This is a genomic window from Micromonospora sp. NPDC048935, from assembly GCF_043197875.1.
Taxonomy (GTDB): domain Bacteria; phylum Actinomycetota; class Actinomycetes; order Mycobacteriales; family Micromonosporaceae; genus Micromonospora.
Genome location: NZ_JBICTZ010000009.1, coordinates 289,514 through 304,815, shown reverse-complemented (window position 1 = coordinate 304,815; position 15,302 = coordinate 289,514). Strand labels below are relative to the sequence as shown.

Below are 15,302 nucleotides of genomic sequence, written 5' to 3'. Positions count from 1 at the left end.
GGCACGGACATCTCACCGACCAGATCCAGGAGGACACCGTGCCGGATGATGCTCAGCGCAAGGCGGTGGTGCTCGAATACTTCGAGCGAGTCAACGCCGGCGACATCGACGGACTGATGAAGCTCTTCTCGCCGGACGCGGTGATCGCCGACCCGGTGGGTATCCCGCTGGTCAGCGGCGAGGAAGGGCTGCGCGCCTACTTCCACCGCCTGGTGCACGACTTCGGCACCAAGGACGTGCCCGGCGTCCCCACCGGCGCCCAGGACGAGCGCAGCGTCGCGATCCCGCTGACCGCCACCATCAACAACCCGCAGGGCCCGGCCGGATCCCGGCTCTCGGTCAACGTCGTGTCCACGTTCGAGGTGGGGCGGGACGGCACCATCGAGGCCATGCACGCCTACTGGGGCGCCACCGACGTGACCCCGGTCGCCGGCTGAGCGAACCCGGGGCGACGAAGGCTGGGGTGGCGGCCGGGGGCCGTCCCCGAGGTGGTGACCGCCGCCCCAGCCCAGGATCAATGCACACCGACTCCACGCCGGCTCGGCGCTACCCGCGAGTCACCCACACCCATCGTCCGGGAGTTGCGTTCATGCCTGCCACGAGTGCCGACGAAGACAAGCTCCGCGACTACCTCAAGCGCGTCACCGCCGACCTGCGCCAGACCCGGCAGCGGCTGACCGCGTCCGAGGAGCGCCGGCGGGAGCCGATCGCGATCGTCGGCATGGGCTGCCGGTACCCCGGCGGCGTCGGCTCGCCCGAGCAGCTCTGGCAGCTGCTGGCAGACGGCGCGGAGGGCATCTCGCCGCTGCCCGACGACCGGGGCTGGGATCTCGACGGGCTGTACGACCCGGATCCGCTGGCCGGTGGCAAGAGTTACCTGCGCGGCGGCGGGTTCCTGGACGACGCCGCCAGGTTCGACGCCGGGCTGTTCCGCATCTCGCCGCGCGAGGCACTGGCGATGGACCCGCAGCAGCGGCTGCTGCTGGAGACGTCGTGGGAGACGCTGGAGCGCGCCGGGGTGGCCCCCACCGCGCTGCACGGTGGGAACGTCGGCGTGTTCGTCGGCGCGGCCCCCCAGGAGTACGCGCCGCGGCACGGCGACCCGGCCGCCGAGGACCTTGAGGGATACCTCGCGGTCGGCAACACCACGAGCGTGCTGTCCGGCCGGATCGCGTACACCTTCGGGCTGCGCGGCCCGGCCGTGACCGTGGACACCGCCTGCTCGTCGTCGCTTGTCGCGCTGCACCTCGCGGTGCGGGCGCTGCGGCACGGCGAGTGCGAGATGGCGCTGGCCGGCGGTGTCACGGTGATGGCCGCGCCGAACTGGATCGTCAGCCTGAGCCGACAGCAGGGCCTGTCCGCCGACGGTCGGTGCCGGGCCTTCGGCGACGCCGCCGACGGTTTCGGGCCGGCCGAGGGCGTCGGCATGCTGCTGCTGCAACGGCTCTCCGAGGCGCGCCGGCAGGGCAACCGGGTCCTGGCCGTGATCCGTGGCTCGGCGGTCAACCAGGACGGCGCGTCGAACGGCCTCACCGCGCCGAACGACGAGGCCCAGGAGGACGTCATCCGCCGCGCGCTGGCCGACGCGGGACTCACCCCGGCGCAGGTCGACGCGGTCGAGGCGCATGGCACCGGCACCCGGCTCGGCGACCCGATCGAGGCGCAGGCGCTGCTGGCCACGTACGGGCAGGGCCGCGAGCCCGGCCGCCCGCTGTGGCTCGGGTCGGTCAAGTCGAACATCGGGCACACCCAGGCGGCGGCCGGTGTGGCCGGTGTGATCAAGATGGTCATGGCGATGCGGCACGGCACGCTCCCGCGCACCCTGCACGCCGACCCGCCGTCCTCCCACGTGGACTGGGAGTCCGGCGGTGTGTCGCTGCTGACCGAGGCGCGGTCGTGGCCGGAGACCGGTGAGCCCCGGCGCTCCGGCGTCTCGTCGTTCGGCATCAGCGGCACCAACGCCCACATCGTCCTGGAGCAGGCCGACGAGCCCGCCGACGCGCAGGAGCCGCCCACCCCGGCGCCCACGCCGCTGCCGTTCGTGCTCAGTGCCGACAGCCCGCAGGCACTCCTCGCGGTGGCACAGCGGCTGCGTGATTCGACGGGGGACGCCGACCCGGCGGCGGTGGCCCGGTCCCTGCTCCGCACCCGGGCCCTGCTGGGTCACCGCGCGGTCGTGGTGGCGTCGACGGGCGAGGACCTGGTCGCCGGCCTGGGCTCGATCGTGCCCGGCGACGGGGTGGTCGAGTCGGCCGCACGTCCGGTGTTCGTGTTCCCCGGCCAGGGCGCCCAGTGGGCCGGCATGGGTCTGGAGCTGGCTGCCTCCTTCCCGGTGTTCGCCGAGTCGCTGGACCGGTGCGCCGAGGCCCTGCGACCCGTGGTGGGCTGGGATCTGCGCACCGAGCTGGCCGGGGACCTGTCGCGGGTGGAGGTGGTGCAACCGGCGTCCTGGGCGGTCATGGTGTCCCTGGCCCGACTGTGGGAGTCCTTCGGGGTGACCCCCGCCGCGGTCGTCGGCCACTCGCAGGGTGAGATCGCCGCCGCCGTGGTCGCCGGCGCGCTGTCGCTTGCCGACGGTGCCCGGATCGTCGGCCTGCGCAGCCAGGTGATCGCGGCGCGGCTCGCCGGCCGGGGCGCGATGGCCGCGATCGGTCTGCCGGTGGACGAGGTGCGGGCCGCGCTGACCGGCGGTGTCGCGGTCGCCGCCGTCAACGGTCCCACCTCGGTGGTGATCTCCGGTGACCCGGGCGAGATCGACGCGCTGGTGACGCGCTGGGAGGCCGCGCAGGTGTGGGTGCGCCGCGTCGCGGTGGACTATGCCTCGCACTCACCGCAGGTGGAGGTGCTCCGCGACGAGCTTCTGGACGCGCTGCGGACGATCACTCCGCGCGCGTCGGCGGTGCCCTTCTACTCGACGGTGACCGGGGGTGTGCTCGACACCGAGACGATGGACGCGGCGTACTGGTACCGGAACCTGCGGCAGACGGTGGAGTTCGCGTCCACGGTCGAGGTGCTGCGGGCGAACGGTTTCGACACGTTCATCGAGTGCAGCTCCCACCCGGTGCTGACCACCGGCATCGGCTCCCTGCGCCGCGACGACGGTGGCGCGCATCGGTTCCTGACCAGCCTGGGGGACGCCTTCGTCGCCGGGGTGCCTGTCGACTTCGACCGGCTGGTCGGCGACGGCCCGATCGTCGACCTGCCCACCTACCCCTTCGGCGGGGAGCGCTACTGGCTGCGTCCCACCCCCGGCGGTCCGGGCGGCGCCGGCCACCCGCTGCTCACCGCCGCGGTCCGCCTCGCCGGAGCCGACGGCGCGCTGCTCACCGGCCGGGTCTCGCTGGGCACCCACCCGTGGCTCGCCGACCACGCCGTCGACGGGCACGTGCTGTTTCCCGGCGCCGCCTTCGTGGAACTGGCCACCCGGGCCGGCGACGAGATCGGCAGCCCGGTCGTCGAGGACCTCACCCTGCACACGCCCCTCGAGATCCCCGCCCGCGAGGGAGTCGACGTGCAGATCGCGGTGGGCGCGGCCGAATCCGGCGGCCGGCGTACCGTCACCGTGCACGGCCGCCGCGCCGCCGACGAGACGGCGCCCTGGACCTGCCACGCCAGTGGCACCCTCACCCCGTCCACCGTCGCGCCCGGGTTCGACCTGCGCGCCTGGCCGCCGGTCGGGGCCCAGCCCGTCCCGCTCGACGACTTCTACGCCGGCCTGCTCGACCGGGGCTACCGGTACGGCCCGGCCTTCCAGGGGCTCACCGCCGCCTGGACCGACGGCGACACCGTCTACGCCGAGGCCACGCTGCCCGACGGCAACCGGCCGGACGGCTTCGGCCTGCACCCCGCGCTGCTGGACGCCGCCCTGCACACCGTGCTGCTCCCGTCCGGCGGCTCGGACGGGCTGCGGCTGCCGTTCGCCTGGAGCGGTGTCACCCTGCACGCCACCGGCGCCGAGACGGTTCGCGTGCACGTCACCCCGACCGGCGACGGCACCGTCACGGTTCGGTTGGCCGACGCGGACGGTGAGCCGGTGGCCACTGTGGAGTCCCTCGCGCTGCGCGCCCCGGGTGCCGCGCCGCAGACGTCCGCCGGCACCCTCCTGCACACCGAATGGGTGCCGGTCCCCGCGCTCACCGGCGTCCCCGCGCCCAGCGTCGCGGTGCTGCCGGCCGGCGCGACCGGACCCGCCGACGAGGAGACCGTCGCCGACGTGGTCCTCGCCGAGATGCCCGCCGACGTCGGCCCGCACCGGGCCGCCGCCCACGCGCTGACGCTCGCCCAGAACTGGCTCGCCGACGAGCGCCACGCGCGGAGCCGGCTGACGTTCGTCACCCGCCGCGGCGACCTCGGCCACGCCGCCGTGTGGGGGCTGATCCGGTCCGCGCAGACCGAGCAACCCGGCCGGTTCGCGCTGCTGGAACTCGACGCCGGCCCCGCCGATCCGGGCCTGCCCGGCATCGGGTCCGCCCTCGCCCGCACCGAACCGCAACTGTCCGTACGCGACGGCGTGCCGCACGCCCCGCGCCTGTCGCCGGTGACACCGGGAAGCGGCGACCCGCTCGACCCGTCCGGCACCGTGCTCGTCACCGGCGGCACCGGCACCCTCGGCGCGCTCGTCGCCCGCCACCTCGTCGACGCGCACGGCATCCGGCGCCTGCTGCTGCTCAGCCGCACCGGACCGGACGCGCCGGGTGCCACCGGCCTCGTCGAAGACCTGTCCGCCCGGGGTGTGCAGGTCGACATTCTGGCCTGCGACGTGGCCGACCGGGACGCGCTCGCCGCCGCGCTGCGCCTGGTCGACCCGGGGCATCCGCTCACCGCCGTCGTGCACACGGCCGGCGTGCTCGACGACGGCGTCCTGTCCGCCCTGACCGCCGACCGGGTCACCGGTGTGCTGCGCCCCAAGGCGGACGCGGCCGCGCACCTGCACGAGCTGACCGCCGACGCGCCACTCACCGCGTTCGTGCTGTTCTCGTCGGCGGCCGGGACGCTCGGCACCGCCGGGCAGGCGAACTACGCCGCGGCGAACGCCTACCTCGACGCCCTCGCCGCCCACCGCCGCGACCAGGGACTGCCCGCGGTGTCGATCGCCTGGGGTCACTGGGCCGAGGCCAGTGGCCTGACCAGTCACCTCGCCGAGGGCGACCGTCGCCGGCTGGCGCGTACCGGCATCGCCCCGATGTCCACCGCGGACGGCCTGGCCCTGCTCGACGCGGCGCTGACCGCCGGACCGGCCGCGGTTCTCGCCGCCCGCCTGGACCTGGCGGCGACGCGCGAGGCGGGCGACGCCGTCTCTCCGCTGCTGACCGACCTGGTGCCGGCCGCTCGCCGCCGCGCTGCCGGGGGCCGCCGCGCCGCCACCGACTCCGAGTTCGGCCGCCGCTTCCACGCCCTCCCGGCCGACCAGCGTGACCTCGCCGCGCTCGACCTGGTGCGCCGGCACGCGAGCACCGTCATCGGCAACGACTCGGTCGGGGCGGTGCCGCCCGACCGGTCGTTCCGGGACCTGGGCTTCGACTCGCTCGCCGCGGTCGAACTCCGCAACCGGCTCAACGCCGCCGCCGGGATCCGGCTGGCCGCCACCACCGTCTTCGACCACCCCACCCCGGCCAGGCTGGCCGCCCACCTGATCAGCGTGCTCGGCGACGGCACCGCCCCGCCGGCAGGCGCCCGCGCGGTCCCGGCGACGGCCACCGACGAGCCGATCGCGATCATCGGCATGGCCTGCCGGTTCCCCGGCGGGGTGGGCTCGCCGGACGACCTGTGGCAGGTCGTGGCGGACGGCGCCGACGTCATCGGCGCGTTCCCGGCGAACCGTGGGTGGGACCTCGACGCGCTCTTCGCCGCGAACGGGGGCGTCAGCACCTCGTACGTCCGCGAGGGCGGCTTCCTGCACGACGCGGCCGACTTCGACGCCGGGTTCTTCGGCATCTCCCCGCGGGAGGCGCTGGCCATGGACCCGCAGCAGCGGCTGCTGCTGGAGACGTCGTGGGAGGCCGTCGAGGGTGCCGGCCTCGACCCGGGGACACTGCACGGCACCCGCACCGGTGTGTTCGCCGGTGTGATGTACCACGACTACGCGAGCCAGGTGACCCGGCTGCCCGCGGGCGTCGAGGGCTACCTGGCCACCGGCACCTCGGCCAGCGTCGCGTCCGGCCGGGTCGCGTACACCCTGGGTCTGGAGGGCCCGGCGGTCACGGTGGACACCGCGTGCTCGTCCTCGCTCGTCGCGCTGCACCTGGCCGTCCGGTCGCTGCGCCAGGGCGAATGCGACATGGCCCTGGCCGGCGGGGTCACGGTGATGTCCAGCCCGACCGTGTTCGCCGAGTTCAGCCGTCAGCAGGGGCTCGCCGCGGACGGGCGCTGCAAGCCGTTCGCCGACGCGGCGGACGGCACCGGCTGGGCCGAGGGTGTCGGTGTGCTGCTGGTGGAGCGGCTTTCCGATGCGCGGCGTAACGGGCATCGGGTGGTGGCGGTGGTGCGGGGTTCGGCGGTGAATCAGGATGGTGCGTCGAACGGGTTGACGGCGCCGAATGGTCCGTCGCAGCAGCGGGTGATTCGGGAGGCGTTGGCCGACGCGGGTCTGTCCGCTGCCGAGGTGGACGCGGTGGAGGCGCACGGCACGGGTACGACGCTTGGTGACCCGATCGAGGCGCAGGCGTTGCTGGCCACGTACGGGCAGGAGCGCACCGCAGACCGCCCGCTGTACCTCGGCTCGCTGAAGTCGAACATCGGGCACGCCCAGGCCGCGGCCGGCGTCGGCGGCGTGATCAAGATGGTCATGGCGATGCGGCACGGCACCCTGCCGAAGTCGCTGCACGTGGACCTGCCCTCGTCCCGGATCGACTGGGACGCCGGGGACGTCACCCTGCTCACCGAGGCGCTGCCGTGGCCGGAGACCGGCGCGCCCCGCCGTGCTGCCGTCTCCGGTTTCGGCGCCAGCGGCACCAACGCCCACGTGGTGCTGGAGTTCCCGGGCCCCGAGGCCGCCCGTCCGGCACCCGCCAGCCCGCCCGTGATCGGCGACGGCGTGGTGCCGTGGGTGCTGTCCGCCCGCGACCCACAGGCCCTGCGCGCCCAGGCCGCCCGGCTGCGGGCGCACGCGACCGACCTCGACCCGGCCGCCGTCGGCGCGTCGCTCGTCCGGACCCGGGCCGCGTTGGAACACCGCGCGGTGGTGGTCGGTGCCACCTCGGCCGAGCTGCTCGCCGGCCTGGCGGCGATCGAGGCCGGCACCCCGAGCGTGTCGGGGGTGGTGCACGCCGCTTCGCCGGGCCGTCCGGTGTTCGTGTTCCCCGGTCAGGGCGCGCAGTGGGCCGGGATGGGTGTGGAACTGGCCGGGGTGTTCCCGGTGTTCGCGGATGCGCTGGCCGAGTGTGCGGATGCGTTGCGGCCGGTGGTCGGTTGGGATCTGCTCACCGAGCTGTCGGGTGATCTGTCGCGGGTGGATGTGGTGCAGCCGGCGTCCTGGGCGGTGATGGTGTCCCTCGCCCGGTTGTGGGAGTCGTTCGGTGTGACACCGGCGGCGGTGATCGGTCACTCGCAGGGGGAGATCGCGGCGGCGGTGGTCGCGGGTGCGTTGTCGCTCGCCGATGGTGCCCGGGTGGTCGGCCTGCGGAGCCAGGTGATCGCCTCCCGGTTGGCCGGCAAGGGTGCGATGGCGGCGGTGGCGCTGCCACCCGAGCGGGTGCGGGCGGTGCTGCCGGAGGGTGTCGCGATCGCGGCCGTGAACGCGGCGGAATCCGTCGTGATCTCCGGCGATCCGGCCGGGGTGAACGCGCTGGTCGCCGGCTGGGAGCAGGCCGGGGTGCGGGTCTGGCCGGTCAAGGTGGACTACGCGTCGCACTCGCCGCACGTCGAGGTGCTGCGTGCCGAGCTGATCGAGGTGCTCGCCGGGATCGAGCCGCGGCGGTCGCGGATCCCGTTGTACTCGACAGTCTCCGCGTCGGTGGTCGACACGTCGACGATGGACGGCGAGTACTGGTTCCGGAACCTGCGGCAGACGGTGGAGTTCGCGGGGACGGTGCAGGTGTTGCGGGCGGACGGGTTCGACACCTTCGTGGAGTGCAGCTCGCATCCGGTGCTGACCATCGGCATCCCGGAGGCGGTCGGGTCGCTGCGGCGTGGTGACGGCGGGGCACGGCGGTTCGTCACCAGCCTCGGCGAGGCGTACGCCTATGGCATCCCGGTCCGGTTCGACGCGTTGTTCGGCGCCGCGCCGCACGTGGAGCTGCCCACCTACGCCTTCCAACGCAGCCGTTACTGGCTACAGGCGGACCCGGCGGGTGCCGCGGTGACCGGCACCGACGAGGTGGAGGCGCGGTTCTGGGAGGCCGTCGACCGCGAGGATCTCGAATCGCTCGCCGATTCCCTGCGCACCGGGCGCGACGACCTCGAACGGGTGCTGCCGGCGCTGTCCGGGTGGCGACGACGCCGCCGGACGGACACCACGATCGACTCCTGGCGCTACCGCGTCGAGTGGCGGCCCGTCCCGGTCAGCGCGGTGCCGGTGCTGTCCGGCACCTGGCTGGTCCTGATCCCCGGCAACGGCACCGACGACCTCGCCGACACGGTCACCGAGGCGATCGAGGCCCGCGGCGCGCGTACCGTCCGGCTCGTCGTCGAAGCGGCCGACACCGACCCCGACACCCTCGCCGGACGACTGCGCGACGCCCTGACCGACGCGCCCCAGCCACACGGCGTGCTCTCCCTCTGGGCCCTCGACGAGCGCCCGCTGCCCGGCCACCCGGCGGTGCCCACCGGCCTGGCCGGCACCCTCGCCCTCCTTCGGGCGCTGCGCTCGATCGGCGCCGCCGCACCCGTCTGGGCCCTCACCCGGGGCGCGGTCGGTACCGGCGGCGACGACCACCCGACCAGCCCGGTCCAGGCGCAGACCTGGGGGCTCGGACGGGTGGCCGCCCTGGAGGACACCGCGCTCTGGGGCGGGCTCATCGATGTGCCCGCGACCGTGGACGGCCGCGTCACCCGGCGCATCTGCGGCGTCCTCGCCGACGGCGGCGAGGACCAGGTCGCCGTCCGGGACACCGGCGTCCTCGCCCGCCGGATGGTGCGTGACCCGCTCGCCGGCGCGTCCGCCCCGGCTCGCTGGGACCCCGACGGCACCGTCCTGATCACCGGCGGGCTCGGCGCGCTCGGCGCCCGCATCGCCCGTTGGCTCGCCCACGAGGGCGCCCGGCACCTGGTGCTCACCAGCCGCCGTGGCGCTGCCGCCCCCGGCGCCGACGACCTCCAGCGCGAGCTCACCGCGCTCGGCGTCCGGGTCACCGTCGCCGCCTGCGACGTCGCCGACCGCGAGTCGGTCGCCGCGCTGCTCGCCCGACTCGACGCCGACGGCGACCCGGTCCGGACCGTCATGCACGCCGCCGTGCACGCCGAACTCGCCGCCGTCGCGGACGCCACCCCCGAACACCTGGCCGCCGTGCTCGCCGCCAAGGCGACCGGCGCCGACCACCTCGACGCGCTGCTGCGCCACGACGGCGTCGACGCGTTCGTGCTCTTCTCGTCGATCGCGGCGCTCTGGGGCAGCGGCAACCATGCCGCGTACGCCGCCGCCAACGCCCACCTCGACGCCCTCGCCGAACGCCGCCGGGCGGACGGCTTCCCGGCGACCTCGATCGCGTGGGGCATCTGGGACGCGTACAACGACTGGGACAGCCTCAGCGCCGCCGACCGCAAGACCATCACCGACCGGGCCCGGGCGCAGGGCCTGCCGCTGCTCGACCCGGACGCGGCCTGCGCCGCGCTGCGGCAGATCCTCGACCGCGACGAGACCACAGTCGCCGTCGCCGACGTGGACTGGCCCACGTTCACCACGCTGTTCACCGCGTCGCGGCCCAGCCCGCTGCTGGCCGAGATCCCCGAGGCGCTGACCGAGACGGAGCCACCGGAAGGCAACGACCGCGACACCTCCGCGCTGCTCGCCCGCCTGCGCGGCATGCCGCCGGCCGACCGCGACCGCGAGCTCACCGACCTGGTCCGCGCCCAGGCCGCGGCCGTGCTCGGCCACGGCGCCGACACCGACGTGCCGCCCGAGCGCGTCTTCCGCGACCTCGGGTTCGACTCGCTCACCTCCGTCGACCTGCGCAACCGCCTCGGTGCCGCGACCGGGCTGCGGCTGCCCGCCACCCTCACCTTCGACTACCCGACGCCGGCCGCGCTCGCCGCCCACCTGCACGAGCGCTGCTTCGGCGCCGACGGCGTCGAACAGGTCACCGTCGCACCGGCCACCGTGGACAGCGGCGAACCCATCGCCATCATCGGCATGGCCTGCCGGCTGCCCGGTGACGTCAGCTCCCCGGAGGAGCTGTGGCAACTGCTCACCGAGGGCCGGGACGCGATCACCCCGTTCCCCCGCGACCGCGGCTGGGACGTCGACGGTCTCTTCGACCCCGACCCGGCCGCCACCGGCAAGACGTACTCCCGCGACGGCGGCTTCCTGGCCGACGCCGCCGGCTTCGACGCCGGGTTCTTCGGTGTCGCCCCGCGCGAGGCCACCGCCATGGACCCGCAGCAGCGGCTTGTGCTGGAGGTGTCGTGGGAGGCGATGGAGCGGGCCGGCATCCCCCCGGCCACGCTGAAGGGCAGCGCCACCGGCACGTTCATCGGCTCGAACCCCTCCGACTACCGCTCCTCGGTCGGCCGTGTCCCGGACGGGTACGAGGGACATCTGCTCACCGGCGGGCACACCAGCGTCGTCTCCGGCCGGATCGCCTACACCTTCGGCCTCGAAGGCCCGGCGATCACCGTGGACACCGCCTGCTCGTCGTCGCTCGTCGCGCTGCACCTGGCCGCACAGGCGCTGCGGCACGGCGAGTGTTCGCTCGCCCTGGCCGGCGGGGTCGCCGTGATGTCCACCCCCCAGGGCATCATCGGGCTCAGCCGGCAGAGCGGGCTCTCCCGCGACGGCCGTTGCCGCACCTTCTCGTCCGACGCCGGGGGCATCGGCATGGCCGAGGGCGTCGGCGTGGTGGTGCTCGAACGGCTCTCCGACGCCCTCCGCAACTCCCACCGGGTGCTCGCGGTCATCCGCGCCTCCGCCACGAACCAGGACGGCGCGTCCAACGGCCTCAGTGCCCCGAACGGCCTGTCGCAGCAGCGGGTGATCCGGCAGGCGCTGGCGAACGCCGGTCTCACCTCGGCGGACGTGGACGCCGTCGAGGCGCACGGCACCGGCACCACGCTGGGCGACCCGATCGAGGCGCAGGCGCTGCTGGCCACGTACGGGCAGGATCGCGCCGCCGACCCGCTGTACCTCGGCTCGCTCAAGTCGAACATCGGCCACCCCCAGGCCGCGGCGGGCATCGCCGGAGTCATCAAGACCGTGCTCTGCCTCCAACACGGGTGGTTGCCGCAGACGCTGCACGTCGACGAGCCGTCGCCGGAGGTGGACTGGGAGTCCGGCCGGATCGAGCTGCTGACCGCGCCGCGGCCGTGGCCCCGGACCGGCCGTCCCCGGCGCGCGGCGGTCTCCGCCTTCGGCATCAGTGGCACGAACGCCCACGTGGTGCTGGAAGCCGCGCCGATCGAGGAGCAGGCCGAGGAGGTGGACGCCGCGACGCCCGAGCCGCCGTTGGTGGCCTGGCCGGTGTCGGCCCGCTCCCCGGAGGCGCTGCGCGGCCAGGTGGCCCGTCTGCGCGAGGTCACCGGGCTGTCCGCCACCGACGTCGGGTTCTCGCTGGCGACGACCCGGCAGGAGTTCGCGTACCGGTCGGTCCTGGTCGGTCCCGATCGTGGTGAGGTCTCCGGCGTCGTGCCGGCGGCCGGCCCGGACGGGGTGGGTTTCCTGTTCGCGGGTCAGGGTTCCGAGCGTCTCGGGATGGGCCGGTCGCTGGCGGCGACGTTCCCGGCCTTCCGGGCCGCCTGGGACGAGGCGTGCGCGGCGATGGACGCGGTGACGGGCCGGTCGACGGCCGGGATCGTGTGGGGCGAGGACGCCGAAGCCCTGTCCCGGACGGACGTCGCACAGCAGGCGTTGTTCGTCTTCGAGGTGGCGCTGTTCCGGCTGCTGGAGTCCTGGGGTGTGCGGCCTTCGGTGCTGGCCGGGCACGGCGTGGGCGAGGTCGCGGCGGCGCACGTGAGCGGGGTGCTCTCGCTGGCCGACGCCGCCCGGCTGGTCGCGTCCCAGGGGGCGGCGGCCACGGAGCTGACCTTCCACCGTACGGCGATTCCGGTGGTGCCCGCGGCGGGCGGTCAGTGGTCGGATCCGGCGTACTGGACCGGCCGCCCGTGGTCCGCCGACGAGGTCCCCACCCTGCCCGCGATGCGCGCCTACCTGGGGATCGCGGGCGGTGGCGGGACCACCGCCCAGCCGGATCCGGCGGTGATCGCGCTGTGCGCCGCCGACCGCGACGAGAGTGTGTCCACCCTGGAGGCGGTTGGCCAGGCGTGGGCCCAGGGTGTGCCGGTGGACTGGGTCGCCGTGAACGGTGGCGCCGGCCGGGTCGTGGATCTGCCGACCTATGCGTTCCAGCGTCAGCGGTACTGGCTGTCCGGGCTGCCCGGATCGGCCGTCGGAGCGGACGGCGCCGCGGCTCTCGGGCTGGACGCGGCGGGGCATCCGCTGCTGGGTGCCGCGGTGACCATGGCAGACGGCGGCGGTGCGCTGCTGACCGGGCGGGTGAGCCGGTCCGAGCAGTCGTGGCTGGCTGACCACGAGGTCTCCGGCCGGGTGCTGGTGCCGGGCACGGCGATGGTGGAGATGGCGATCCGGGCCGGTGACCAGGTGGCCGCCGGGCGGATCGACGAGCTGATGTTGCAGACGCCGATGGTGCTGCCGGAGGTGGGCGGGCTACAGGTGCAGGTGACCGTCGACGGCGAGCGCAACGTTCGCATCCATTCGCGCGCCGACGCCGGTGACGAGCCGTGGACGCTGCACGCCAGCGGCCGGATGACCACCGACACCGATGCCCCGGTCACCGGCCCGGACCAGGCATGGCCACCGGCCGGCGCCGAACCCGTCGACCTGACCACCTTCTACCCGGCGCTGGCCGAGCGGGGTTACGCGTACGGGCCGGCCTTCCGGGGCCTGACCGCGGCGTGGCGGCACGGCGACGAACTCCTCGCCGAGGCCGTCCTGTCCGAGAGCACCGACGCGGCCGGCTTCGGCGTGCACCCGGCCCTGCTCGACGTGGCCCTGCACCCGGCTCTGCTCGGCGACCCGGCGGACGGCCGGGTGCAGTTGCCCTTCGCGTACAGCGGTGTCTCGCTGCACGCCTCCGGCGCCACGACCGTCCGGGTACGCATGACCCGGCCGCAGCCGGACACCGTGACCCTGACCCTGACCGACCCGGCCGGGATGCCGGTGCTCACCGTGGACGCCCTCACCTCCCGGCCGCTGTCCGGCGACGCCACGTCGGAGCCGCTCTACGAGCTCGGCTGGGAACGCGCGGCCGACGTCGACCGGCCCGGCGGTGCCCGGCCCGGCGACGGGTGGGCGGTTCTCGATCCGGGCGGCCTCGGCCTCCTGCACGACCTCAGCTCGCTCCCGGGAGTCCAGGAGTACGCCCACCTCGACTCCCTGGCCCGGCAGGTGGCGACCGGCGGCACGGTGCCGGCGACGGTCGTCCGCACCGTGCCCGGGCACGGGCCGGACGACGCGGGGGCCGCCGACGCCGTCCACCGGGTCACCCGGCAGTTGCTCGCCGACGTCCGGCAGTGGCTCGCCGAGCCCAGCTACGACGGCGCCACCCTCGTCGTCGTCACCCGGGGCGCGATCTCCACCGGCGGCGAGGACGTCACCGACCTGGCCGGTGCCGCCGCCTGGGGGCTCGTGCGTTCCGCGCAGACCGAGCACCCCGGCCGGTTCGCGCTCCTGGACACCGACGGGGACACCGCCTCCCGGGCCACCCTGGCCGCCGCGCTCGCCGCCGGTCACCCGCAGGCCGTCCTGCGCGGCGGCGCGCTGCTCACCCCGCTGCTGCAGCGGGTGACCCCGGCCGCCCAGCCAACCAACATCGTGCCGTTCGACCCGGCGGGCACCGTCCTGGTCACGGGCGGCACCGGCACCCTCGGCCGGCTCCTCGCCCGCCACCTGGTCACCGCCCACGGCGTACGCCGCCTGCTGCTCCTGAGCCGCACCGGCGACCCGAGCGGCGACCTCGCCGCCGAGCTCTGCGACGCCGGAGCCACGCACGCCGACGTGGTGGCCTGCGACGCCGGGGACCGCAGCGCACTCGCCGCGGTGCTGGCCCGGTTCTCGCCGGACAACCCGTTGACCGGTGTGGTGCACGCCGCCGGTGTGGTCGACGACGGCGTCGTGGGGGCGCTCACCCCGGACCGGCTCGACCGGGTGCTGCACGCCAAGGCCGACGCGGCGATCCACCTGCACGAGCTGACCCGGCCGCTGCGCCCGGCGACGTTCGCGCTGTTCTCGTCGCTGTCCGGGATTCTCGGCAATGCCGGGCAGGCCAACTACGCCGCGGCCAACACCCTGCTGGACGGGCTGGCGGCTCACCGGCGGGCCGCCGGGCTGCCCGCCGTCTCGCTCTGCTGGGGGCTGTGGGAACCGGCCAGCGGCATCACCGGCGCTCTGGGTGCGGCCGACCTCGCCCGCGGGGCCCGCTCCGGCATCCGTCCGCTGCCGGTGCCGAACGCGCTGGCGCTGTTCGACGCGGCGGTGCGCGGGGACCGGGCGCACGTCGTGCCGGTGCGGCTCGACCTGGCGGCGCTGCGTGAGCAGACCGTGCCGGCCGTGCTGCGCGGCCTGGTGCCGACGGCCACCCGCCGGGCCACGGCCGCCGCGGCCGGATCCGAGCCGGCCCTGCCCCGGCAGCTCGCCGCGATCCCGTTCGACCGCCGGCCGGACTGGATGGTCGGCACCGTGCGCACCTACGCGGCGGGTGTCCTCGGCCACGACGCCGCCCACCGGGTGGATCCGCAGGTCGGTTTCATGGAGCAGGGCTTCGACTCGCTGATGGCTGTGGAACTGCGTAACCGCATCGCCGCCGACGCCGGGCTGCGGCTGCCCGCCACCCTGATCTTCGACTTCCCGACCCCCGACGCGCTCGCCCGGCACCTGCTCGCCGAGCTGGCACCGGAGCCGACCACGAACGGCGACGACGAGATCCGGCGGGCGCTCGCGGACATCCCGATCGGCCGCCTCCGCGACGCCGGGGTGCTGGACACCCTGCTGCACCTGGCCGGCCGGGCCGCCACCACCACGGAACCCGCGATCACGCTCGCACCCCGCGACCGGGTCGACGACATCAGCATCGACGACATGGACCTCGACGCCCTCGTGCAGTTCGCCGACGACCTCGAGCGCTGAGCGCCCGGAAGGA

General features: G+C 75.2%; 2 protein-coding genes. Both read left to right on the top strand.

Translation table 11 applies throughout. The features are described from left to right. Window positions 1-38: 38 nt before the first annotated feature. Complete coding sequence (locus ACGFIW_RS24695; RefSeq protein ID WP_357064895.1) at window positions 39-437, top strand: nuclear transport factor 2 family protein; 399 nt, start codon at window positions 39-41, stop codon at window positions 435-437. Window positions 438-589: 152 nt separating this feature from the next. Continuing rightward, window positions 590-15,289 carry a type I polyketide synthase gene (locus tag ACGFIW_RS24690; RefSeq protein ID WP_393320014.1) on the top strand — a complete coding sequence of 4,900 codons (14,700 nt, stop codon included), beginning with the start codon at window positions 590-592 and terminating at the stop codon, window positions 15,287-15,289. The last annotated feature ends 13 nt before the right edge of the window (window positions 15,290-15,302 follow it).

Coding starts and splice junctions, on each gene's coding strand:
- ACGFIW_RS24690 (WP_393320014.1), top strand. CDS start 590: ATGCCTGCCACGAGTGCCGACGAAGACAAGCTCCGCGACTACCTCAAG.